The 20,711-nt window shown below is 40.4% G+C and carries 18 protein-coding genes; 11 read left to right on the forward strand and 7 right to left on the reverse strand.

Annotated features, from left to right (window positions below):
- The first annotated feature begins 33 nt into the window (after positions 1-33).
- From prfB to MKL38_RS10965, 5 genes are all read left to right on the forward strand, one after another.
- A protein-coding gene (prfB, locus tag MKL38_RS10945) for a peptide chain release factor 2 (RefSeq protein WP_100222431.1) occupies positions 34-1,129 on the forward strand; the annotation gives its coding sequence in 2 pieces (ribosomal slippage) (positions 34-105 and positions 107-1,129; 1,095 coding nt in all).
- A gap of 221 nt (positions 1,130-1,350) precedes the next feature.
- Positions 1,351-1,653, forward strand: coding sequence for an ArsR/SmtB family transcription factor (locus MKL38_RS10950; RefSeq protein ID WP_002121891.1), 303 nt, complete (start codon positions 1,351-1,353; stop codon positions 1,651-1,653).
- Positions 1,654-1,683: 30 nt separating this feature from the next.
- Positions 1,684-2,742, forward strand: coding sequence for an alkene reductase (locus tag MKL38_RS10955; RefSeq protein ID WP_080027976.1), 1,059 nt, complete (start codon positions 1,684-1,686; stop codon positions 2,740-2,742).
- 158 nt (positions 2,743-2,900) lie between these two features.
- Positions 2,901-4,193, forward strand: a complete 1,293-nt coding sequence (locus tag MKL38_RS10960) for a 3-deoxy-D-manno-octulosonic acid transferase (protein WP_270903265.1) — start codon at positions 2,901-2,903, stop codon at positions 4,191-4,193.
- On the forward strand, positions 4,190-4,900 hold the full coding sequence (locus MKL38_RS10965) for a 16S rRNA (uracil(1498)-N(3))-methyltransferase (RefSeq protein ID WP_270903266.1): 711 nt from the start codon (positions 4,190-4,192) through the stop codon (positions 4,898-4,900). Before MKL38_RS10960 ends, MKL38_RS10965 begins: the two co-directional genes overlap by 4 nt.
- On the opposite strand, the gene MKL38_RS10970 is transcribed toward MKL38_RS10965, so the two are convergent.
- Both MKL38_RS10970 and MKL38_RS10975 read right to left on the reverse strand, forming a co-directional pair.
- Positions 4,897-5,871 carry a mechanosensitive ion channel family protein gene (locus MKL38_RS10970; protein ID WP_270903267.1) on the reverse strand — a complete coding sequence of 325 codons (975 nt, stop codon included), beginning with the start codon at positions 5,869-5,871 and terminating at the stop codon, positions 4,897-4,899. The genes MKL38_RS10965 and MKL38_RS10970 overlap by 4 nt on opposite strands.
- A gap of 113 nt (positions 5,872-5,984) precedes the next feature.
- Positions 5,985-6,560 carry a DUF805 domain-containing protein gene (locus tag MKL38_RS10975; RefSeq protein ID WP_017391034.1) on the reverse strand — a complete coding sequence of 192 codons (576 nt, stop codon included), beginning with the start codon at positions 6,558-6,560 and terminating at the stop codon, positions 5,985-5,987.
- A 294-nt stretch (positions 6,561-6,854) separates the two neighbouring features.
- Here MKL38_RS10975 and acs point away from each other — a divergent pair, with 294 nt between their 5' ends.
- A complete protein-coding gene (gene acs, locus MKL38_RS10980) occupies positions 6,855-8,804 on the forward strand; it encodes an acetate--CoA ligase (RefSeq protein ID WP_270903268.1) in 1,950 nt (649 codons plus the stop codon).
- A gap of 41 nt (positions 8,805-8,845) precedes the next feature.
- Here acs and MKL38_RS10985 read toward each other — a convergent pair whose 3' ends face one another.
- Positions 8,846-9,388: a cysteine hydrolase family protein gene (locus MKL38_RS10985; protein ID WP_270903269.1), complete on the reverse strand. Its 543-nt coding sequence runs from the start codon at positions 9,386-9,388 to the stop codon at positions 8,846-8,848.
- A gap of 105 nt (positions 9,389-9,493) precedes the next feature.
- Here MKL38_RS10985 and MKL38_RS10990 point away from each other — a divergent pair, with 105 nt between their 5' ends.
- A complete protein-coding gene (locus MKL38_RS10990) occupies positions 9,494-9,907 on the forward strand; it encodes an Lrp/AsnC family transcriptional regulator (RefSeq protein WP_132070587.1) in 414 nt (137 codons plus the stop codon).
- A gap of 94 nt (positions 9,908-10,001) precedes the next feature.
- On the opposite strand, the gene sfnG is transcribed toward MKL38_RS10990, so the two are convergent.
- Both sfnG and msuE read right to left on the reverse strand, forming a co-directional pair.
- Complete coding sequence (gene sfnG, locus MKL38_RS10995) at positions 10,002-11,114, reverse strand: dimethylsulfone monooxygenase SfnG (RefSeq protein ID WP_035358286.1); 1,113 nt, start codon at positions 11,112-11,114, stop codon at positions 10,002-10,004.
- Positions 11,115-11,159: 45 nt separating this feature from the next.
- Positions 11,160-11,897: an FMN reductase gene (gene msuE / locus MKL38_RS11000; protein ID WP_004639934.1), complete on the reverse strand. Its 738-nt coding sequence runs from the start codon at positions 11,895-11,897 to the stop codon at positions 11,160-11,162.
- Positions 11,898-12,273: 376 nt separating this feature from the next.
- Here msuE and MKL38_RS11005 point away from each other — a divergent pair, with 376 nt between their 5' ends.
- The gene (locus MKL38_RS11005) at positions 12,274-12,924 is read left to right on the forward strand and encodes a response regulator (protein ID WP_003654038.1); all 651 of its coding nucleotides are present in this window, start codon (positions 12,274-12,276) and stop codon (positions 12,922-12,924) included.
- A gap of 47 nt (positions 12,925-12,971) precedes the next feature.
- Here MKL38_RS11005 and MKL38_RS11010 read toward each other — a convergent pair whose 3' ends face one another.
- Together MKL38_RS11010 and MKL38_RS11015 are read right to left on the reverse strand one after the other, a co-directional pair.
- Positions 12,972-13,739, reverse strand: a complete 768-nt coding sequence (locus MKL38_RS11010; RefSeq protein ID WP_005038058.1) for a hypothetical protein — start codon at positions 13,737-13,739, stop codon at positions 12,972-12,974.
- Between the two features lie 387 nt (positions 13,740-14,126).
- Positions 14,127-17,624 carry a hybrid sensor histidine kinase/response regulator gene (locus MKL38_RS11015; protein WP_270903418.1) on the reverse strand — a complete coding sequence of 1,166 codons (3,498 nt, stop codon included), beginning with the start codon at positions 17,622-17,624 and terminating at the stop codon, positions 14,127-14,129.
- Positions 17,625-17,806: 182 nt separating this feature from the next.
- Between MKL38_RS11015 and MKL38_RS11020 the strand changes: the two genes are divergently transcribed.
- The 3 genes from MKL38_RS11020 to MKL38_RS11030 all read left to right on the forward strand — a co-directional run bounded on the left by MKL38_RS11020 (position 17,807) and on the right by MKL38_RS11030 (position 20,710).
- Positions 17,807-18,139: a DUF485 domain-containing protein gene (locus tag MKL38_RS11020; protein WP_003654032.1), complete on the forward strand. Its 333-nt coding sequence runs from the start codon at positions 17,807-17,809 to the stop codon at positions 18,137-18,139.
- Position 18,140: 1 nt separating this feature from the next.
- Positions 18,141-19,856 (forward strand): cation acetate symporter, encoded by a 1,716-nt coding sequence (locus MKL38_RS11025; RefSeq protein ID WP_056482207.1) that lies wholly within the window; start codon positions 18,141-18,143, stop codon positions 19,854-19,856.
- A 161-nt stretch (positions 19,857-20,017) separates the two neighbouring features.
- On the forward strand, positions 20,018-20,710 hold the full coding sequence (locus tag MKL38_RS11030) for an ion channel (protein ID WP_003654029.1): 693 nt from the start codon (positions 20,018-20,020) through the stop codon (positions 20,708-20,710).
- Position 20,711 lies beyond the last annotated feature (1 nt).

The following is a 20,711-nucleotide window of genomic DNA, read 5'->3' on the forward strand; positions in this document are numbered from 1 at the left end:
CGACTGTTTATCTGCTTTTATGGGAACACTCGCGTGGAAATTAATCCTTATCTAAACCAATTGAAAGACTTAACTGATCGTAGCCAAACACTACGGGGGTATCTTTGACTACGATCTGAAAAAAGAACGTTTAGAAGAAGTTTTACGTGAGTTAGAAGACCCTGCGATTTGGAATGACCAAAGCCGTGCTCAGGCAATGGCGAAAGAAAAGGGCGAACTAGAAAACGTTATTAATGTGTTGGATGGCTTGTCAACACAACTTGAAGATGCAAAAGCAATGCTAGATTTGGCCGTAGAAGCCGATGATGAAAGCCTACTTGAAGATGTTCAGTCTGAGCTTGGCGCTGCAGAAGATGAACTGGCTAAACTTGAATTCCGTCGTATGTTTAGCAACCCGATGGACCCGAATCCTTGCTATGTCGAGATTCAATCAGGTTCGGGTGGTACTGAAGCGCAAGACTGGGCATCTATGCTATTACGTATGTATATGCGCTGGATCGAACGTCATGGCTTCAAAGCTGAACTCATGGAAGTATCTGATGGCGATGTGGCGGGCATTAAGTCTGCAACGATTCGTGTTGAAGGTGAATATGCCTACGGTTGGTTGCGCACTGAATCAGGTGTACACCGTCTAGTTCGTAAATCACCATTTGACAGTGGTAACCGTCGTCATACCTCATTCTCTGCGGTGTTTATTTCCCCAGAAGTTGATGACAATATTGAGATTGATATTAATCCTTCTGATGTTCGTACAGATACTTACCGTGCATCTGGTGCTGGTGGTCAGCATATTAACAAAACCGATTCGGCAGTTCGTTTGACTCACACTCCAACAGGTATTGTGGTGGCGTGTCAGAACCAACGTTCACAACATGCTAACCGTGACCATGCATGGAAACAGTTACGTGCGAAACTGTATGAGTTGGAAATGCAAAAACGTAATGAAGCGGCTCAAGCCTTAGAAGACTCGAAGTCTGATATTGGTTGGGGAAGCCAGATTCGTTCGTATGTATTAGATGATTCGCGTATTAAAGACTTACGTACTGGCGTTGAAAACTCTAATACGGGTGCTGTTCTTGATGGTGACCTTGATCGCTTTATTGAGGCGAGCTTAAAACAAGGTTTATAAGAGTCTGCTGAACTTTTAGTTTAAATACAGTTCATCTATGAATATGTAGAACTCTTGGATTTTTAGCGATTAAAACGGCAAAGCAGTTCAGCCTTCAAATGTTAATCGAAAAAATGCGATATGAATATCGGAAAAAATAGATATGAATATCGCAAAAATGCGATATTATGTTTTCGAAATGCTGAATAAAGCTTTGTTCGTTTAAAAGACGTGTTGAGCCTATGGATATTGATGCAATTAGCAAAGCCCTTTCCAATCCGCTACGTCGGCAAATTTTGCAATGGTTGAAAGAACCTGCACATTATTTACCGGTGGAAGAGTGTGGTGGTAGTTTTGAGAAGGGTGTTTGTGCAGGTCATATTGAACGATTGGGTAAAGTAGCACAGTCTACAATGTCTAATCATTTGTCTGTTTTACAACAGGCGGGGCTAATTCAGGTCCAAAAATATGGTCAATGGTCTTATTTTTCACGTAACGAAGCTTTGATTCAGCAATATATCGAACATTTAAAACAAACACTTTAATTACTATTTAAAGTGTAAGTCGAGGCGACTATGGCTGAACTCAATACTCCTTTAACGGTTGGTGATTTTGAAATTAAAAATCGATTGGTAATGGCTCCCTTAACGCGTGCGCGTAGTGGTGAAAGCCGAGTACCGAATGATTTAATGGTTGAATATTATCAACAGCGTGCAAATGCTGGTCTTATTTTGACTGAAGCAACAGTGATTGGTTCAAAAACTGTAGGTTATGCAGAAACTCCAGGATTATGGTCACAAGAGCAGGCACAGGCTTGGAATAAAATTATTGAGGCAGTTCATGCTCAAGGTTCAAAAATTGTAGCTCAACTATGGCATGTAGGCCGTATTTCGCATCCTGAACTTTTAGATGGCGATATTCCTGTTGCACCAAGTGCAATTCAACCTGCGGGTGAAGTGAGTTTATTACGTCCTAAACGTCCATATGTAACGCCACGCGCGCTTTCAATTGAAGAAATTAAGGAGGTTGTAGCTCAATATAAACATTCAGCAGAATTGGCTAAAGCAGCTGGTTTTGATGGTGTTGAGTTACACGCGGCAAATGGTTATTTAATTGACCAGTTCCTTCAAAGTAACACCAACCAACGTAATGATGAGTATGGTGGTCCAGTTGAAAACCGCGCACGTTTATTATTAGAAGTGATTGATGCGTTTATTGAAGTGTGGGGTGCTGGCCGAGTTGGTGTTCATATTGCACCGCGTGGTGATTCGCATGATATGGGTGATGAAAATCCGTTAGCGACATTTGGTTATGTGGTTGAGCAGTTGAACCAACGTAATGTTGCTTTCATTTTCTCTCGTGAATATGAAGCTGCCGACAGCATTAGTCCAAAACTTCGTGAAAAATTTAACGGTGTATGGATTGCGAATGAAAATCTAACACCAGAGTCGGCAAAACGTATTTTGCGTGATGGTGAAGCTGACGCAGTATCTTTTGGTAAAGCATATATTGCCAACCCAGATCTTTTACAGCGTTTAGAGCAAGACTTGCCTTTAAATGAACTTCAACCAACGACTTTATATGCTAAAGGCGCTGAAGGTTATACAGACTATCCAACGCTAGAAGCTTCGTAAATTTTTTGAAATGACTGTTTGCTGACCTAGTTTATTTATGAACTCAGTAAATCGCTTTTCTTGTAATGGTAGAGTTTAGGTATCGAAACTCTGCCATTTTTTCTATCTATGTTATATTTTCCCCAGTTTTTAAATTTTGACTATTTGAGGCAAACCGCTTGGCGACCCCTTTTTGGTACAACACCGCACTTCATTTATTAAAACCCTTTTACCGCTGGCGGATAAAAAAACGTGCAGAAAGCCAGGAATTATATAATCAGGAATGTCTTGAAAGATTTGGGCCGTTTGAATCTCCGAAGAATGTGAGAGCAATCTGGTTCCATGCTGTCTCGGTTGGAGAAACTAACGCTGCTCAGCCTTTAATCGAGCATTATCTTAAACTTGGACAACCTGTTTTAGTAACCAATACGACTAAAACGGGGCAGGCACGTGCCAAATCGTTATTTTTAAAAGCCCCTTATTTAGACTTGTTTCAAGCAGTTTATTTGCCTGTTGACCAGAAGCATCTTTTAAAACAATTTTTTGAGTTGTATCAGCCAAAACTTTTAGCATTGGTTGAAACAGAACTTTGGCCAAATTTAATTGATCAGGCCAAACAGCAGCATGTTCCATGTTTATTATTAAATGCACGGTTATCAGAAAAATCAGCGAAGGGTTATGGGCGAGTTACAGGTCTAACAGCAGGAATGCTGAAAAAAATTGACTGGGTGTTGGCACAAGATAATGCGACTCGACAACGTTATGTAGAACTTGGCTTAGATCAACAAAAAAGTCAGGTGGTTGGAAATATTAAGTTTGATATTCACGCCCCTGAAACATTTGTAAATCAGGCTGCAAAGCTACACCAGCTATGGTATTTGGGGCAACGGAAAGTCCTGACAATTGCCAGTACACATGCACCAGAAGAACAACAAATTTTGCAGGCACTTCAGCCTTATTTAAAGTCAGATCCAGATTTAGTTTGTATTGTTGTACCTCGACATCCTGAACGTTTCGATGAAGTATTTGAAATTTGCCAAAACTTAGATTTAATTACTCATCGTAGAAGTTTGAACCAAAGTATTCATACCAGTACACAGGTTTATCTAGCCGATAGCATGGGTGAACTTTGGTTATGGTATGCCTTAAGTCAGGTGTGTTTTGTGGGCGGTTCTTTAAATGAGCCAGGCGGTGGACATAATATTTTAGAGCCTATGGTTTTAAATGTTCCAACAGTAATTGGACCACGTTATTTTAACTTCCAAACGATTGTTGATGAATTCATTGATGAAAATGGTGTACTGATTGCCCAAGACGCCGAGCAAGTTGTAGCAATCTGGATGGCATGTTTAGCCGAGCCGGAAGCAGCAAAGCAAGTAGTTGAGCAGGCGCATAAGGTCTTACAACGTAATCAAGGCTCATTGCAAAAACATATTGGCGTAATTAACCGGTATTTGGCCGATAAACCATGAATATCGTTTTACTAGAGCCTGAAGATATTCAGTCAGACACGTGGTCAATTCACTCAAAGCGCCAATTACAGCATTTACGTGAACATCTTGATATTACGGTTGGCCAAAATCTAAAAGTTGGTATCCGTAACGGCGCACGTTATATCACGGAAATTGTTTCGATTAACGAGCAAGAAGTCTGTCTTCAGCCTATCAGTGAAGAAGCTGTACCTGCAAAAATTCCGGTTCATTTAATTGTGGCATTACCCAGACCTAAAGTTTTACGCCGTTTAATTATGGACAGTGTGACTTTAGGTGTTGAAAAAATTAGTCTGATTCATAGTTATCGGGTCGATAAAAGTTACTGGCAGACTCCCTTTTTACAGCAAATCGACAACTACGTTACTTTGGGACTTGAGCAAGCAGGGGACACGATTGTTCCTGAAATTCAAATGTATAAACGCTTTAAGCCTTTTGTTGAAGATGTCTTGCCTATCTTAATTTCAGAAGTATGCCCTGCCTATGTAGCCCATCCATATGCAGAGCAAAATATGCCAATTAATATTGATCACGCCTGTAGTGTTGTGGTCGGACCCGAAGGTGGTTTTATCCCTTATGAGGTTGATTTGCTCACAAAAAACGGCTGCCAAGCAGTGAGCTTAGGCAACCGTATTTTAAGAACTGAGACGTCTATTTCTTATATTTTAGGACGCTTATTCGCAGCTTAAGCATTTGGCTTAACAGTTTCTTCAGTTGGTTGATCACCACGATACACTTTTACTTCTTGTACCGGATATGGAATTGAGATGTTGTTTTCATCAAACGCATCTACAACCAATTCCTGAATTTCACTAATCGAAGCAGAGGTGGTTGTTTCCGTTGTGTCTACCCACCAACGAACGGTTAGATTGACAGAGAAATCTGCAAGAGCCGTTACGTTGACCGAAAATGCAGGTTGGCTAAGCACATTACGGCTGTTGTCGAGTAGTTTAAGAATGACAGCTTTTGCCTTTTGGACATCGTCTTCATAGCCAATTCCGACTACAAATTCACAGCGGCGACGTTGATAGGCAGTATTTACAGTTACTGCACTGGTGTAAACAGTCGCGTTAGGAATAACAATACGACGGCCATCGGGTGAACGTAAAAAGGTCGCACGGATTTGAATATCTTCTACAGTTCCTTCCATGTTGTTGACAATAATGTCATCGCCAATACGGAAAGGTTCGCTGAGTAAAATTAAGATGCCTGATAGTAAGTTCTGAAAGATATCTTTAAATGCGAAACCAATTGCGACGGAACCAATTCCTAGTGCACTCATTAATTGCCCTGGCGTAAACCCCGGAATCGAGATAACTAAAGCAATTAAGAAACCAAAGAATAAAATCGCTGTACTGCCTACACGGTTTAAGACCAAAACGAGGTTTTGACGCGTGTAAGAGCGGTTTTCTAATGTTTTACGAACAAAGAATTTAAATAATTTGGTCAGTAGCCAAAAAATAATAAAAACGATAATCGCAATACAAATATAAGGCACACGTTCCCAGAAGCTATCCACAATTTTATCGATTGTGGTATAGGCATCATGATACTTTTCAGTATGGGCTAAAACTGTTTGAGTGGTTTTAGTACCCGCTTCTTGCAAAAGTTCACCTGTATTTTTTGCGACATCTGTTAAGGATTTTTGTTCATCAGCCACGACAAGTCTCAATTAAAAAAAATTATGAAAGCGATTTTCGGCTTTCATCATAGTAGGAGATAAAATGTGCGCCTACTATAATGAGTTCATCTGAATAATAAAGTGTTTTTTAATTAAAAGTATTCCGTTCCTTTTTGTAAGATTTGTGTCGGTGTCTCTAGGGTATCGGTTCCTGAGAAATAATAAAAAATTCCTGCTGTTGAAATGAGGCTAATTAAAATAGCCACTAAAATAAGCCAAGCCATGAGCTTTTCTATAAATGTTGATGGTCGAACAGGGCCATATTGATTAGTGCCTGCCGTACCTGAGGCAAGCAGTAAATAAATCATAAAAAAGAATTGAACAACCGGAATAAGCAACAGCAAACCCATCCAGCCGCTCTTATTTAAATCGTGCAGACGTCGAACAACGAGAACAATATTTAAATAAATTAAAAACAGCCAAAAAGCCCAGATGACTAAAGCGCTAATGCCTGAAAGAGAGCTATAAAATTCAAAATTAAATAGATCGCTGGATAGCTGAAAACTTCCAAGAAACGAGGCCAAAATAAAGTAGCCTACTATGGTAAGCAAATAGATGAGACCATACCCACCTAAATAGCTCATACGATTAAAGCGCCCATGAATTGAAAAAGGGCTATCTTTAAAAGGAAGCTGGGGTGGGCGTGAAGAGGTTGTTTGGGCAAACATATTATTTTATTCCTGTGTTGCGTATGAGAGACAAAATAATCTTTGTTGATGATCAAAACCATCAAATCTTGAAAAAATTATAAAAGTAAAAGCTATAGACAAATGTTTTAAATCAACTTAATTTTATAAAAATGTTCACAATTTCGTATGCTTGAGTAAGCGGTTAATATATGACCAAAGTCGCATTGTTTGGACTTTGAAAGAGTCATCATACTGCAAAGGCATGCAAATAAGATCCAGTAAAATAATAGCCACAGTCTCGAGATGGGATGCACAAGATCAAGGAAGTTGCGTATGAATGAGATCTATCCAGTACCAGAGGAATTTAAAAAAACAGCTCGTACTGTTGAAGCAGACTACTTTAAACGTTATCAACACTCTATCGAGAACCCAGATGAATTCTGGGCAGAGCAAGCTAAAATTGTCGATTGGATAAAGCCATTTACCCAAGTTAAAAATACGAGTTTTGACAAAGACAATTTCAAAATTGAATGGTTTGCTGATGGTGAGTTGAATGTGTCGGCAAACTGCCTAGACAGGCATCTTAAAGAACATCCTCATAAACCTGCAATTATTTGGGAAGGTGATCATCCTTCTCGCCATAAAATCGTTTCTTATAAAGAATTACATGATGAAGTCTGCCGCTTTGCCAACGTTTTAAAGAAATATGGCATTGGTAAAGGTGATCGCGTTGTGCTCTATATGCCAATGGTCACTGAAGCTGCAATTGCCATGTTAGCGTGTGCTCGTATTGGCGCGGTTCACTGTGTGGTATTTGGTGGGTTCTCGCCAGATTCTTTGGCAAGTCGTATTGAAGACAGCCAAGCGAAACTGGTGATTACCGCAGACTCAAGTCTACGTGCCGGAAAACTATTACCACTCAAAGAAAACGTTGATTTGGCTTTAGCGTTGCCGGGTACTGAGTGTGTTGAAAACGTGATTGTGGTTTACCGTAATGCAAACCCAATTGAAATGAAGCCGGGCCGTGATTTGTGGTATCACCTTATTATTATGGAGGTTGATGCAAACTGCCCTCCAGAGCCTATGAAGGCAGAAGACCCATTATTTATTCTTTATACTTCAGGTTCGACAGGTAAACCTAAAGGGGTCTTGCATACCACAGGCGGTTATTTGGTCTATGTTACAAGTACCTTTAAAGAAGTTTTTGATTTAAAACAAGATGATGTGTACTGGTGTACAGCCGATGTAGGCTGGATTACAGGACATAGTTATCTGATCTATGGACCACTCGCAAATGGCACCACAACCTTAATGTTTGAAGGTGTGCCTCAATATCCAACATGGGCACGTCTTGGTCATGTGGTCGATAAGCATAAAGTCTCTATTTTATATACGGCTCCAACCGCGATTCGCGCCATGATGCGTGAGGGTGACACTTATGTGCGAGAAAGTAATCGTAGCAGTTTACGTTTACTCGGCTCGGTCGGTGAACCTATTAACCCTGAAGCTTGGAACTGGTACTACAATGTAGTTGGTGAAGGCCGTTGCCCAATTGTTGATACATGGTGGCAAACCGAAACTGGCGGTATTTTGATTGCGCCATTGCCAGGAGCAACAGCTTTAAAACCGGGTTCCGCAACACGTCCGTTATTTGGTATTCAACCTGCCATTGTAGATGGTGAAGGTAATGAGCTAGAAGGTATAGCAGAAGGCAATCTAGTCATTAAAGATTCATGGCCAGGCCAGATGCGTACCATTTGGGGTGACCCTGACCGCTTTATTGAGGCTTATTTCTCGACTTTTAAAAATAACTACTTTACAGGTGATGGTGCTCGCCGTGATGGAGATGGCTATTACTGGATTACAGGCCGCGTAGATGATGTCTTAAACGTTTCAGGCCACCGCCTAGGTACGGCTGAAATTGAAAGTGCTTTGGTGTCGCATGAATCAGTAGCAGAAGCTGCCGTTGTGGGAATGCCACATGATATTAAAGGGCAGGGTATTTGTACTTTTGTGACCTTGCAAGCGGGTGTGCCAGAGTCGGAAGAGCTGCGTAAAGAGTTAATTAACTGGGTACGTAAAGTACTTGGACCAGTGGCTTCGCCAGATGCACTACACTGGGCACCAGCATTACCTAAAACGCGTTCGGGTAAAATCATGCGCCGTATTTTAAGAAAGATTGCGGCAAATGAGCTGGATAGTTTAGGTGACACTTCAACTTTGGCTGAGCCTGCTGTCGTAGATCAGTTAATCGCAACGGTCTATCCTGATAAGCAAAACTAATTTTAAAAAAGCCCCATTTGGGGCTTTTTTATTAAGCTTTATTAAGAGTTTGCTAAAAAGTCAGCAGTATTTTGTACATTCGCAAATGTACTAAGCGCAGTTAAAAAAGCAGTTTGCACGTCTTCAGCTTTTACAGTTTTTCCGTCATGGCTTAAATCACGTGTTGCGGTGGCATCTGCAATTAAGATTGGTTGATAACCTAACTCCTTAGCGGCACGTGTCCCTGAGTCAATACACATATGCGTCATCATGCCTGTAATCACGAGTTGCTCAATTTGATGTGCTTTTAAAAGTTCATCTAAATTGGTTTCTAAAAAACTGTTTGGATAATGCTTTATCACAATTAATGCGTCGTTTTGAGCGTTGAGTTCAGGGTGAAGTAAAACACCGTCGGTATTTTCTTGAAAGAAGCTCGCCTGTGGTGGGTTAATATGTTGTACATAAATAATTGGAAGATTTTTCTCACTAAAATATTGTTCAAGCTGTTTTATTTTTTCTAGTGCTTGATCTGGCCCAACCAATTCCATTTTGCCATTTTTAAAATAATCATTTTGTACATCGATAATTAATAGTGCTTGTTTCATGAGATCACTCTTGTTGATATGAGATAAAACAAGATTATTCTCTGCTCGCAAAATCGGCTATAGTCAGATGAAAGCATTACCGCCAGTTTTCTTTCGCCATGAAAAATGAATATTGAATTAGACCCGATTGATCTAAAAATTATTGCATTACTCAAGCAAGATTCCCGTTTAACAAATAAAGAGATTGGGCAGCGAGTTCACCGGACAGGGCAGGCTGTAGGAGCGCGCATAGCCCAGTTGATGGATGCAGGGGTTATCAAAAATTACACCATTGCCGTGCAGTATTCACATAAACAATTTATTCATTTGCATTTAAATGAACAACGCGCATTTGAAGAAATTGAAAATTTGGTTAAGCAATATGAACAAATCGATGAATGCTTTAAAGTCATGGGCAATGCTTGCTATATGATTGTCAGCCATTTCGAGCCCTCCGCATTAAATGAATTTATCGAGAAACTTTCAATATGGTGTCGCTATTCGGTTGAAACAGTGATTCGAGAAGTTGAAAAATCTTAAAAAAATAAAGGCTCCAAGCCGAGTCTTGGAGCCAATAAGTCTTTATTTTTAATTTATTGTTTTTATTGTCTTGCGCTGCTTTTACTGAAGTTTTTTAGGCTGATTTGGCTTGAAGTTCTATCTCCTTTTCTTGTTGAAGTTCTAATTGACGCACGAGCGGTAGAACTTTTTCCCCAAAATATTCTACCTCTTCAATGAAATGTAAGAATCCAGAAAGAATCAAATCAACACCAACCTCTTTAAGCGCCACAATACGCTCTGCAATTTGTTGGGGTGTACCAATTAAATTGGTTTTAAAACCATCGTTATATTGCACTAGATCTTCAAAACTTGATTTCGCCCAGTTACCTTGTTGCTCTGGTGAGGCTGCACCTGCTTCACGTGTTGCATCGCCAAATGCATTCACCGCTTCCGTATTGGCTTTATCAATAATTTCTTGAAGTACCGCTTTTGCTTCTTCTTCGGTATCTCTGGCAATAATGAAGGCATTCACCCCAATTTTGACATGATGGTTATTGGCTTTTGCTTTAGTACGAATGTCTTCGACTTGTTTTTGAATCTCTTCTACCGTATTACCATTGGTGAAATACCAGTCAGATACACGAGAAGCCATGTCACGTGCAGCGCGGGAGCTACCACCCTGAAACACTTCAATATAAGGTTTTTGTAAAGGCTTCGGTTTAAGTGTGTAGTTTTGGAATTGGTAGTATTTACCATCGAAACTATAGTTATCAGTGGTCCAGATTCCTTTTAGAGTGCGAATGAATTCTTCAGAGCGGACGTAGCGTTGGTCATGCTCTGGCCATTCTTCACCAATCGCATCAAACTCTCCTCTAAACCAGCCACTGACCACATTAATGGCAATACGGCCTTCGGTTAGATAGTCGATTGTTGCAAGTTGCTTAGCTGCGAGTGCCGGTTTCCAAGGGCCGGGCAGAATAGCAGCAATGACCTTAAGTTTTTCAGTTTTTGCTAATAATGCATGACTGAAACTGACTGATTCATGCTGATTTTCTGCCCCATAGCCCGCCGTAAAACGAATTTGAGTGAGCGCATATTCAAAACCATTTTTTTCGGCAGCCTGTGCAAGTCGAACATTGTAGTCGTAACTCCAGTCTGTACGCTGCTCGATGTTACTTACTACAAGGCCACCGCTTACATTTGGTACCCAATAAGCAAATTTAATCGGTTGTTGTAATTGCGTCATGGTGCGCTCTCCCAAATTCGTTATTTTTATTTAGACATATTGCGGTTAGGCAACATGCGTTAATGATTTGCCAGACTTGTGATGTAAGCGAGATTCCGCTGCATCAAGATCTGGAACGGCTGCTGAAGGTAAGACTTCTTCTTGCTCAATCTGTTTATTAATCCCAAGCTCTTGGTTCGCTTGCTGAGATTTAGATTTGATGACTTCAGCACGCTTACCTTTGGCTGGTGCCCATTCTAAAATTGGTAATGCGCGAGCTACTGCTAGCGTAATACGATCTGCTAATTGCTCACTTTTAACCGTGTATTCAGGGGTAAAGTCGCGATCTGTTGCATATACGCCAATTGGTAAAGTTTGTGCTTGGAAGAAACTAAACAATGGACGAAGCTGATGCTCTAGTACAAGCGCATGTCGATCACTACCGCCAGATGCTGCTAAAAGTACAGGCACATCGACCAATGCAGTTTGCTCAACAAAATCGAAGAAATGTTTGAATAGACCCGTAAAAGAAGCACGGTAAACAGGTGTACCTACAATTAAAGCATCTGCTGCTTCAACCGCTGCAAGATCGTCTTGTACACGCTGTGGAAGTTGGTTGCGATAAAATGCACCGCCTAATAAAGGCCCAATTTCGCTTAATTTAATGAAATGAACTTTAATATCGATTGCTTCAGATAATTCATCAAGAATGGCTTGAACCAGACTTTCCGTTTTAGATGGGGTATTTAAGCCACCAGAAACAGCAACAATATTCAAAGGTTTTGGTGATGTGATACCAGTCATAATTTGGTTCCTAAGCCTAAAAAAGGTGATTGAACCTATTAATCAACAACGACGGTAAACTGTAAAATAACGAAATTGGTCAACCTTATCTGTTTTAAATATAAAAGATAAATAGTGGATTTTTATACTTTGTTTTTTTATTAAGTGGTTGTTTTTATTTTATATAATTATTGGTGATATATTTTTTATAATAAAAAGGAAGCTTATATAAAAAACAGATTAATTTTGATTAAAAGTTAAAAAACATCTGAAAATTTTTGCTGAGTTCTGCATTTATCAACATTTTGCATAAAAATGGATAAGATGAACGTATCTTTCATCTAAATAGTAGGGTTACAATAGGCCACAATTATGCTCAAGATTACTTTAATCGCTTATGAATATTTTAATCGTTGATGATCATCCTTTGTTTCGTCATGCTTTAATTCAAGCAGTACGTTATAGCCTGCCACAGGCACAAATTCATGAAACAGCTTCGGTTGATGAGTTTTATGAGCGTTTGGAAAATGGGGCAGAACCTGATCTGGTATTGCTCGATTTAAATTTACCGGGTGCTTCAGGCTTTTCTGCTTTGGTTTATGTGCGAGCACAGTATCCAGCTATTCCAATTATTGTGGTTTCTGCACATGAAGAAACTTCAATCATTCAGCGTGCGATTGCACATGGCGCGATGGGTTATATCCCTAAATCTGCGCATCCAAGTCATATTGGTGAAGCGATTCGTCAAGTCTTAGAAGGTGATATCTGGTTACCACCTAACTTGCCATCTAACCTTAATCTTGACCCTCGAGCGGCAGATGAAACTGCATTGGCAGAACGTATTCAGTCATTAACACCACAGCAGTTCCGTGTTTTGATGATGGTTGCAGAAGGCTTATTAAATAAACAGATTGCCTACGAGCTCGATGTTTCAGAAGCAACGATTAAAGCCCATGTGACAGCCATCTTTAGAAAATTGGGTGTACAAAATCGGACACAAGCTGTACTGGCAATTAGTGCATTAAATATTGAAGATAGAAAAATCTAAAAATTAAAAAAAAGACCTCAATTGAGGTCTTTTTTTTTATGTGTGAATTAAGCAAGGCAATCTTGTTTTGGGGTTAGGCTGTCGCAGTACAACGGGTTGAGTGCACATTGCAAATCATCAATTTGTTCTTGAGTTACATAGCCCTTCATTTTTAAATATTCAGCCACGCGGTCATCACGCAAGCTTAAGAACGCCGCATCATAAACACCCAAATCAACAAACAGGGCAGCTGTTTCTAGGCTGTTGAATCGATCTAGAAAAATATCATTGCCATACATTAAGAAGATATGGTCGAGTTTTGCTTTTGCATCAACATGTAGACGTTCAGCAAGTTGATCTGGATGAGTCTTAATAAAGAGTAAGTCAGAGAGTTCATCAAACTGAGTCATGTCTAACTGATTTTCTCCGAGTTTGACATGACCAAGCCAAGCTTTGAAAACGAGTACAGCACCACCGCGAAGCAGCATGCTCCAGATTTGATGACGGGTATCGTGATCTAGATTTTCACTTTCCGTAGTGAGGACTTGTAAGAAGTTTTCTTCTTGTTGACCTAATTTATCAAATAGACCCAAACCTTGTGGATGGTAAGCAGCTGGGGCAAATACATCAAAATTCAAATCATGAAAAATATTGAGCGCGAGCGGAACAGCACACTGATAAATGGTATTTAATGCTTTGATATGTGCTTCATTGAGTTTGCTGTTGGGAAAAATACTTTGCCAATCTAATTCAGGAAGTAAAGCATTGGCACTGTATTGACGATAAAACTGTTGAGATGAGAGTTGCCCTTGTGGGGATGTATCAAAAGTATTCATGGCAATTGTCCTTTGCATTAATAAGTTGGTATGGATGTTTTATAAATTGGAAATGGGCTATGAAATCTTGAAGCATATAAAATGCACATCGATTATTTATGGAACATGAAGAATGCAAGTGGAATACGACTAAAGTTGTATATGAGAGTTTTTGGTTTATTTTCTTATAAAAAATATAAGCTTATTAAATTGTAACTAGGTGTACACGTGTTCACTTACAAAAAAGGTGGGCTTTGCCATAGGAAAAGGGGCATTGGAAAGTTTGGTCAATTATTTCATGGGTAAAAGTAGGCTTTTTGAGCAGTTCTGCCTATTGGCTTAAATTAAGCCAATAATTTTTGCCAAGGATCTCTCCCAAACCAATAAAAAGTCTGGAAGAGAAAATATTTAATCTGCTGTGCTGGCAATTTTAAGCCCAGATAACCAAGCTCTTAATGAAGCAGGTTTAAGTGGTTTCTTGAGTAAAACAATATTCAGCTCTTTAAGCTGCTGAGGTAACTCGGGGTGAGAGTCAGCGGTAATTAAAGCAACTGGAATATCCTGCTGTCGATTTTGCATAATAAAATCGACGCCGAGTTGGTTGTTATTCAGGTGTTGGTCGATGAGCCAGACCTGAATATTTTCCTTTTGAATAATCTCAAGCGCTTGTTCGGGTTCAGTGGCTTTAAAGACCTGATAGCCCCATTTACCTAATAAACTACTCATACCTTCTAAAATAGTTTCATCGTTGTCCAGACATAAAATACGGTAGGCTTTGGTTTTTAAAGGTACTGTCTGCACGGTTGGGGTAATGACTTTTGGCGCTTCTACGACTGGAACTTCAATCATAAAGCATGAGCCTTTATCGAGTTGCGAGTAAACATGAACTGGATAATTCAACAAACCTGTCATACGCTGCACAATAGCCAGCCCTAAGCCTAGACCTTGCTCCCCCCAAGGTGATAGATGTCCACAGCGTTCGAATTCTTGAAACAGTTTAATTCGCTGTTCTTCCGCAATTCCTGGTCCTGTATCCCACACCCCAATACGAATATGACCCGACTGTTGCGCCGAGCGTAGAACACCCACAACCACTCGGCCTTTTGCTGTATAGCGTAAAGCATTGCTGACAAAGTTCTGAATAATACGTCGAATCCATTGTGGATCTGTGTCAATCCAGAAAGATACATCATGAACTTTCAGTGAAATATTTCGCTGAGCAGCAATCGATTTAAACTGTAGTTCAAGATCGCTGAGTAAATCATGTAGTGGATAAGGCTGTCTTTTTGGCTGTATGCTGCCGCCTTCTAAGCGGGCAATATCGAGTAGGGCAGAGAGCATACTTTCTGCACCATACAACGCACGGTCAAGTTGTTGCAAAGTTTGACGGTCTTCTTCAGTTGCAATGCTTTGTTCGAGAACGGTACTAAAGAGACGAGCCGCATGCATAGGCTGTAATAAGTCATGACTTGCCGCAGCAATAAATCGGCTTTTAGACATATTGGCCATATCAGCTTGTTCACGGGCCAGCTGTTGTTCGGTTAAAGCACCGGCAAGTTGTTGAGTTCGGTCTTTTACGCGAGCTTCGAGTATTGCTTCATTCGCACGGAAGGCGGTAATGTCGGCAAACGTAGTAACAAAGCCCCCACCTGAAATTGGGTTACCTCGCATTTGAATAACCCGACCATCTTTACGAATACGCTCAAATTCATGAGCACTTCCAACTTTCATCCAGTGCAACCGTTTGCGTACATGTTCTTCGACTGAACCAGGGCCACATTCACCACGTTCAGCGTTATAACGAATTAAATCGGCAATTGGACAGCCAACGTACACCAAGTCTTTAGGGTAACCAAACAGTTTTAAATATTGATTATTCCATGCCACCAGACACATGTTTTTATCAACTACGCTGACACCTTGGGTCATGTGGTCAATCATGGTCATGAGTAAGTTTTGGTTAAAACGTTGCCATTGCGAGGCTTGGTCCAAAATATTAGCAACTTGGCCTAAAGCCAGACCATTATTAATCATTGCTGTAGTGAGCAAAGTACGTGCAGAGGCTGCCCCAATAATGCCGGCTAGATATTGCTCGGTAAACCGCCACCACATACCATTCGCAATGCTATTTTCATTAAGTATTAAATGATTTTGTTCACAGAAATTTTCAAAGGCTTGTGTTGTTGGTTGCTCACCAGTAATTCTTTTGGCAAGTGCAAAGAGATCACCTACTTTTAAACGTGCTGCATCATGCGGTAAATAGGTTAAATCGGTAGAGGTGTGCGGTGATGGCAATGGTTTTGTTTCATAATAGAAGAAACTTTCCGCCTGAATTTGCTCTGCCACACTTGGGCGGTAGAGTTTAGAAATCCAGATATATAAAAGAATATTTAAACCAAGCGACCAAATTACGCCATGTGTGAGTGGTGCAAATGATTCAAAACCAAATAATGATTCAGGGCGTAACGCATTGATTCCCAAAGGGCCAAAAAGTAAAATACTCTGAGACGCTTCCTGATAGGCTTCTGGCAAACTACGTAAGATCGTTGGAAATAGTAAAGTATAACTCCACATTAAAAATCCAATGATGAGGCCTGCATATACGCCTTGACGACTTCCACCACGCCAGTACAAACCACCAATAAGAGCAGGGGCAAATTGAGCCACAGCACTAAAAGCCAATAAACCAAATACTGAAAGCTGGTTAATATCATTAAAGAAATGGAAGAATAAAAAGCCAAGTAGCATCACTGCAACGATACTAATGCGGCGACTAAACTTAAGAACTTTAGGGAGATGCTTATCATGGCGCGAGAGCACTTTAAAACGCCAGAGTGCAGGCATAATTAAGTCATTACTCAGCATGATAGACAAGGCAACTGACGAAACCAGTAACATACCGGTCGATGCAGAGAACCCACCTAAAAAAGCCAGTAAAGCCAGTCCTTCTTGGTTATAGCTAAGGGGTAATGACAACACGGCAACATCAGGTACAGTCAAGAACTTCGGTGCTGCATGCAACGCCCAGCTTGCGATCGGAATAATGGCTAAAATTGTTAAAATGAGATAAACCGCAAACCATTTACGCGCACCACGGATATGCTTTTCGTCACGCAGCTCGACCACTGCCACATGAAACTGACGTGGTAGGCAGATAATTGCTAAACCTGCCAATAAGGTCTGAATCCAGAATGTTTCAGGTACTCCAAATAACTGAACTTCCTGAAAGGTTTGGTTTACATCGGCTGTAACTTGGACTAGGTTCGCTGGTGTTTCAAAAATAAAAAATAAAGCGACGCAAATGAGTGCGAATAATTTTACAAAAGATTCAAATGCGACGGCGAGCATGAGACCGCCATGTTGCTCGGTATTGGCAATTTGCCTTGTACCAAAAATCATGGCCAAAATAGCCAGTACACTGGTTAAAAGCAAAACACTATTGGTGGTTGTATGGATATGAGCATTCTGTTCCATAATGACAGATGTACTTAAAGCAATCGCACGTAGCTGTAGGGCCAAATAGGGGATAATTGCGATTACGGCCAAAATGGTAACCAGTGATGCCAATACCCCACTTTTCCCGTAACGTGCAGCAATAAAGTCAGCAATTGATGAAATAGCATGGTGTTGGCGTACTCGACCTAAACGTCGCCAAATGTCATAGCCGAACCAGACAAATAAGAGTGGACCTAAGTAAATCGGTAAGAAAATCACGCCTTCGCGAACAGCGGCTCCTGTTGCGCCATAAAATGTCCATGATGAGCAGTAAACACCTAAGGTTAAGCTGAACAAGAACATGCGGCCACGTGTACTCAGACGGCTGGCATGCTTTTCACCAAAAAAAGCACAAATAAATAAGAGTGCTATATAAAGGGTGAGTACCCCAATAATCAGCCAGCTGTTCATATGACTCACATGATTAAAACCTTGTGCCTATCATACCCCAAGCAGAAACAAAGCTATAAATTGATTAAATTTTAACGACCAAAGTCTAAGTTACGAATTACACGGAATTTTGCTAACTTAAATCCTGAGAAACTACTATTAAAAAAGTGGCCAAGGCTGGGCACTGGGCAAGGAGTTTGGTTATGGATCAGAACCAAGTAGAACAGATTCTACGCAATCCAAAGTTTCAAAAGATGGTCAAGAAAAAAAGTGCATTAAGTTGGACGCTTACAGTCATCATGTTAGTGCTTTATGTGGGCTTTATGCTACTTGTGGGCTACAACAAAGAATTTTTGATGAGTTCATTTAGTGGTGGTGTTACGACATGGGGAATCCCGCTAGGTTTAGGAATTATTGTTTTATCTTTCCTACTGTGTGGTGTGTATTCCTTCATTGCAAATCACACCCTTGATCAGTTGAGTGAAGAAGCGTTGAAGGAAGTTGAAGCCATCACGCACGATAAAGGACTACACTAATATGAAATGGAATTCATTAAAGGCGAAAGTCTTGCTGACAGCAACATCGCTATATTCAACGGTAGCTATGGCAGGTCCTGACTTAGGTGAAGCTGAGCAACAGGCGACAAACTGGCATGCCATCATCATGTTCTTAATTTTTGTTGGTTTCACTTTGTTCATTACTAAGTGGGCTGCAAAACAAACTCAATCAACACAAGACTTCTATACGGCAGGTGGCGGTATCAGCGGTTTCCAGAATGGTCTGGCAATTGCGGGTGACTATATGTCTGCTGCATCTTTCCTTGGTATTTCTGCACTTGTGTTTAGTTCGGGCTTTGATGGCTTACTTTACTCGCTTGGGTTCATGGTAGGTTGGCCAATCGTTTTATTCTTAATTGCAGAACGTTTGCGTAACCTTGGTAAATATAACCTTTCAGATGTGGTTTCATTTCGTCTTGAAGAAAAACCAGTACGTACTTTAGCTGCGGTCAGTTCACTTGTTGTTGTAGCATTCTATTTGATTGCTCAAATGGTAGGTGCGGGTCAGCTCATCAAATTACTATTTGGTTTGAACTACAACATTGCTGTAGTCATCGTTGGTCTATTAATGATGGCCTATGTAATCTTTGGTGGTATGTTGGCAACGACATGGGTACAAATTATCAAAGCGGTAATGTTACTCAGTGGCGCAACCTTCATGGCATTCATGGTCATGAAAGGAGTTGGCTTTAGTTTCAGCAACATGTTTACCCAATCAATTGAAGTATTCAGTAAAGTGCATGATGTAAGCTTGACCGATGCTGCAAAAATTATGGGGCCAGGTAAACTTGCTGCAAACCCGATTGATGCCTTGTCTCTTGGTTTGGCATTAATGTTTGGTACAGCTGGTTTACCGCACATTCTTATGCGTTTCTTTACAGTAAAAGATGCAAAAGAAGCTCGTAAATCGGTTGTGGTTGCGACAGGTTTTATTGGTTACTTCTACCTTCTAACTTTCATTATTGGTTTCGGTGCGATTCTTTTCGTATCAAACAATCCGCAATTCCTTGACGTTGCAAAAATGGCAGTAACAGGCAAACTTGAGCTTGTTGGTGGTAACAATATGGCAGCCGTGCATTTAAGTGACGCTTTAGGCGGTGACTTATTCATGGGCTTCATTTCAGCAGTAGCGTTCGCAACCATTCTTGCTGTTGTTGCTGGTTTAACACTTTCAGGTGCATCTGCGATCTCTCATGACTTATACGCTAACGTATTCAAAAAAGGTCAAACGACGCCTGCTTCTGAACTTCGCATGTCAAAAATTGCGACACTTGGTTTAGCTATTTTTGCCATGATTTTAGGTATTTTGTTTGAAAAGCAAAATGTGGCGTTCATGGTAGGCTTGGCATTCTCTGTAGCTTGCTGTGCAAACTTCCCAATACTTGTTCTTTCAATGTTCTGGAAAGGTTTAACGACTCGTGGCGCAGTTATTGGTGGTGTGGTTGGTCTTGTAACAGCAGTGGTATTGATTGTGCTATCTAAAGCAGTTTGGGTAGATACTTTAAAAATCTCTGATACACCAATCAATCCATTCAATGGTCCTGCATTATTCGCAATGCCGTTGTCTTTCCTTTGCTGTTGGTTGTTCTCGGTTACCGATAACTCTGCACGTGCTAAAAAAGAGCGTGCTGCTTTCGATGCTCAATATGTTCGTTCAATGACAGGTATTGGGGCATCTGGTGCATCGGATCACTAAGTGCAATATTGCTATCTAATTCTTAAAAAAAGCCCTACGGGGCTTTTTTTATACTTATTTTTAAGGCTTAGATATTAATAAAGAACAACTTGTTTGCCTTGTTTTGTGTACAGTATGATTTGCTAGACCTCAAAAAGCATAATGAAACAAGGAAAATAATAATGCGATCTATCATCGAGTTTTGGGCAAGTTTTCGCTTACTGCCTTCCGCTTGGTTGCTGCTTGTGCAATTTATCTTACTCATTTTGGCTATGCTGACTTTTCATGATGTATTTTACCGCACCCTAACATGGGCTTTAGGAGTGCTGGCCTTACTCATTATTGCCAAGGTTATCCGTCAAACCCCAATGTTTACTTTTCTCGGGTTAACATTTGTCAGTGGGGCGATTATATCCTCGGTATTTATTTTATTGGGTTATGGCAATTTATACGTTCAGGTTTTTGCACATGGCTGTGAAGCGTTAGCCTACTTTTCAGCAGCTTATGGCTTATTTCGTTATATGTTTGCCGATCAGTATTTAACAAGAGATGAGTTGTTTGCGGCAGCAGCAGTTTTTACGCTTATTGCTTGGGGTTTTGCATTTTTATATAACATTTGTCAGCTTATTCTTCCGTCTAGCTTTCAAAATCCAAATAACGTTCACCATTTACAGACGTGGTTAGATCTATTATTTCTCAGCTTTAGCTTGCAATCGGCTACAGGTTTATCTGACTTAATGCCTCTGAGCCCACCAGCGCGCGTTTTAGCCATGCTCCAAATGTTCTGTGGAGTCATGTATTTGGCTTTAATCGTAACTCGATTAATTGCTTTACAATATATTACCCACCTCCCTAAAAAAAATTCAGATAAATAAT

The organism is Acinetobacter sp. AOR14_HL (genome assembly GCF_027855175.1).
GTDB classification, from domain to species: Bacteria; Pseudomonadota; Gammaproteobacteria; order Pseudomonadales; family Moraxellaceae; genus Acinetobacter; species Acinetobacter calcoaceticus.

Excerpts from the sequence above, each read along its gene's own strand:
- MKL38_RS10950 (WP_002121891.1), top strand. The coding sequence starts at position 1,351 with ATGGATATTGATGCAATTAGCAAAGCCCTTTCCAATCCGCTACGTCGG.
- MKL38_RS10955 (WP_080027976.1), top strand. The coding sequence starts at position 1,684 with ATGGCTGAACTCAATACTCCTTTAACGGTTGGTGATTTTGAAATTAAA.
- MKL38_RS10965 (WP_270903266.1), top strand. The coding sequence starts at position 4,190 with ATGAATATCGTTTTACTAGAGCCTGAAGATATTCAGTCAGACACGTGG.
- MKL38_RS10975 (WP_017391034.1), bottom strand. The coding sequence starts at position 6,560 with ATGTTTGCCCAAACAACCTCTTCACGCCCACCCCAGCTTCCTTTTAAA.
- acs (WP_270903268.1), top strand. The coding sequence starts at position 6,855 with ATGAATGAGATCTATCCAGTACCAGAGGAATTTAAAAAAACAGCTCGT.
- MKL38_RS10985 (WP_270903269.1), bottom strand. The coding sequence starts at position 9,388 with ATGAAACAAGCACTATTAATTATCGATGTACAAAATGATTATTTTAAA.
- MKL38_RS10990 (WP_132070587.1), top strand. The coding sequence starts at position 9,494 with ATGAATATTGAATTAGACCCGATTGATCTAAAAATTATTGCATTACTC.
- sfnG (WP_035358286.1), bottom strand. The coding sequence starts at position 11,114 with ATGACGCAATTACAACAACCGATTAAATTTGCTTATTGGGTACCAAAT.
- msuE (WP_004639934.1), bottom strand. The coding sequence starts at position 11,897 with ATGACTGGTATCACATCACCAAAACCTTTGAATATTGTTGCTGTTTCT.
- MKL38_RS11005 (WP_003654038.1), top strand. The coding sequence starts at position 12,274 with ATGAATATTTTAATCGTTGATGATCATCCTTTGTTTCGTCATGCTTTA.
- MKL38_RS11010 (WP_005038058.1), bottom strand. The coding sequence starts at position 13,739 with ATGAATACTTTTGATACATCCCCACAAGGGCAACTCTCATCTCAACAG.
- MKL38_RS11015 (WP_270903418.1), bottom strand. The coding sequence starts at position 17,624 with ATGAACAGCTGGCTGATTATTGGGGTACTCACCCTTTATATAGCACTC.
- MKL38_RS11020 (WP_003654032.1), top strand. The coding sequence starts at position 17,807 with ATGGATCAGAACCAAGTAGAACAGATTCTACGCAATCCAAAGTTTCAA.
- MKL38_RS11025 (WP_056482207.1), top strand. The coding sequence starts at position 18,141 with ATGAAATGGAATTCATTAAAGGCGAAAGTCTTGCTGACAGCAACATCG.
- MKL38_RS11030 (WP_003654029.1), top strand. The coding sequence starts at position 20,018 with ATGCGATCTATCATCGAGTTTTGGGCAAGTTTTCGCTTACTGCCTTCC.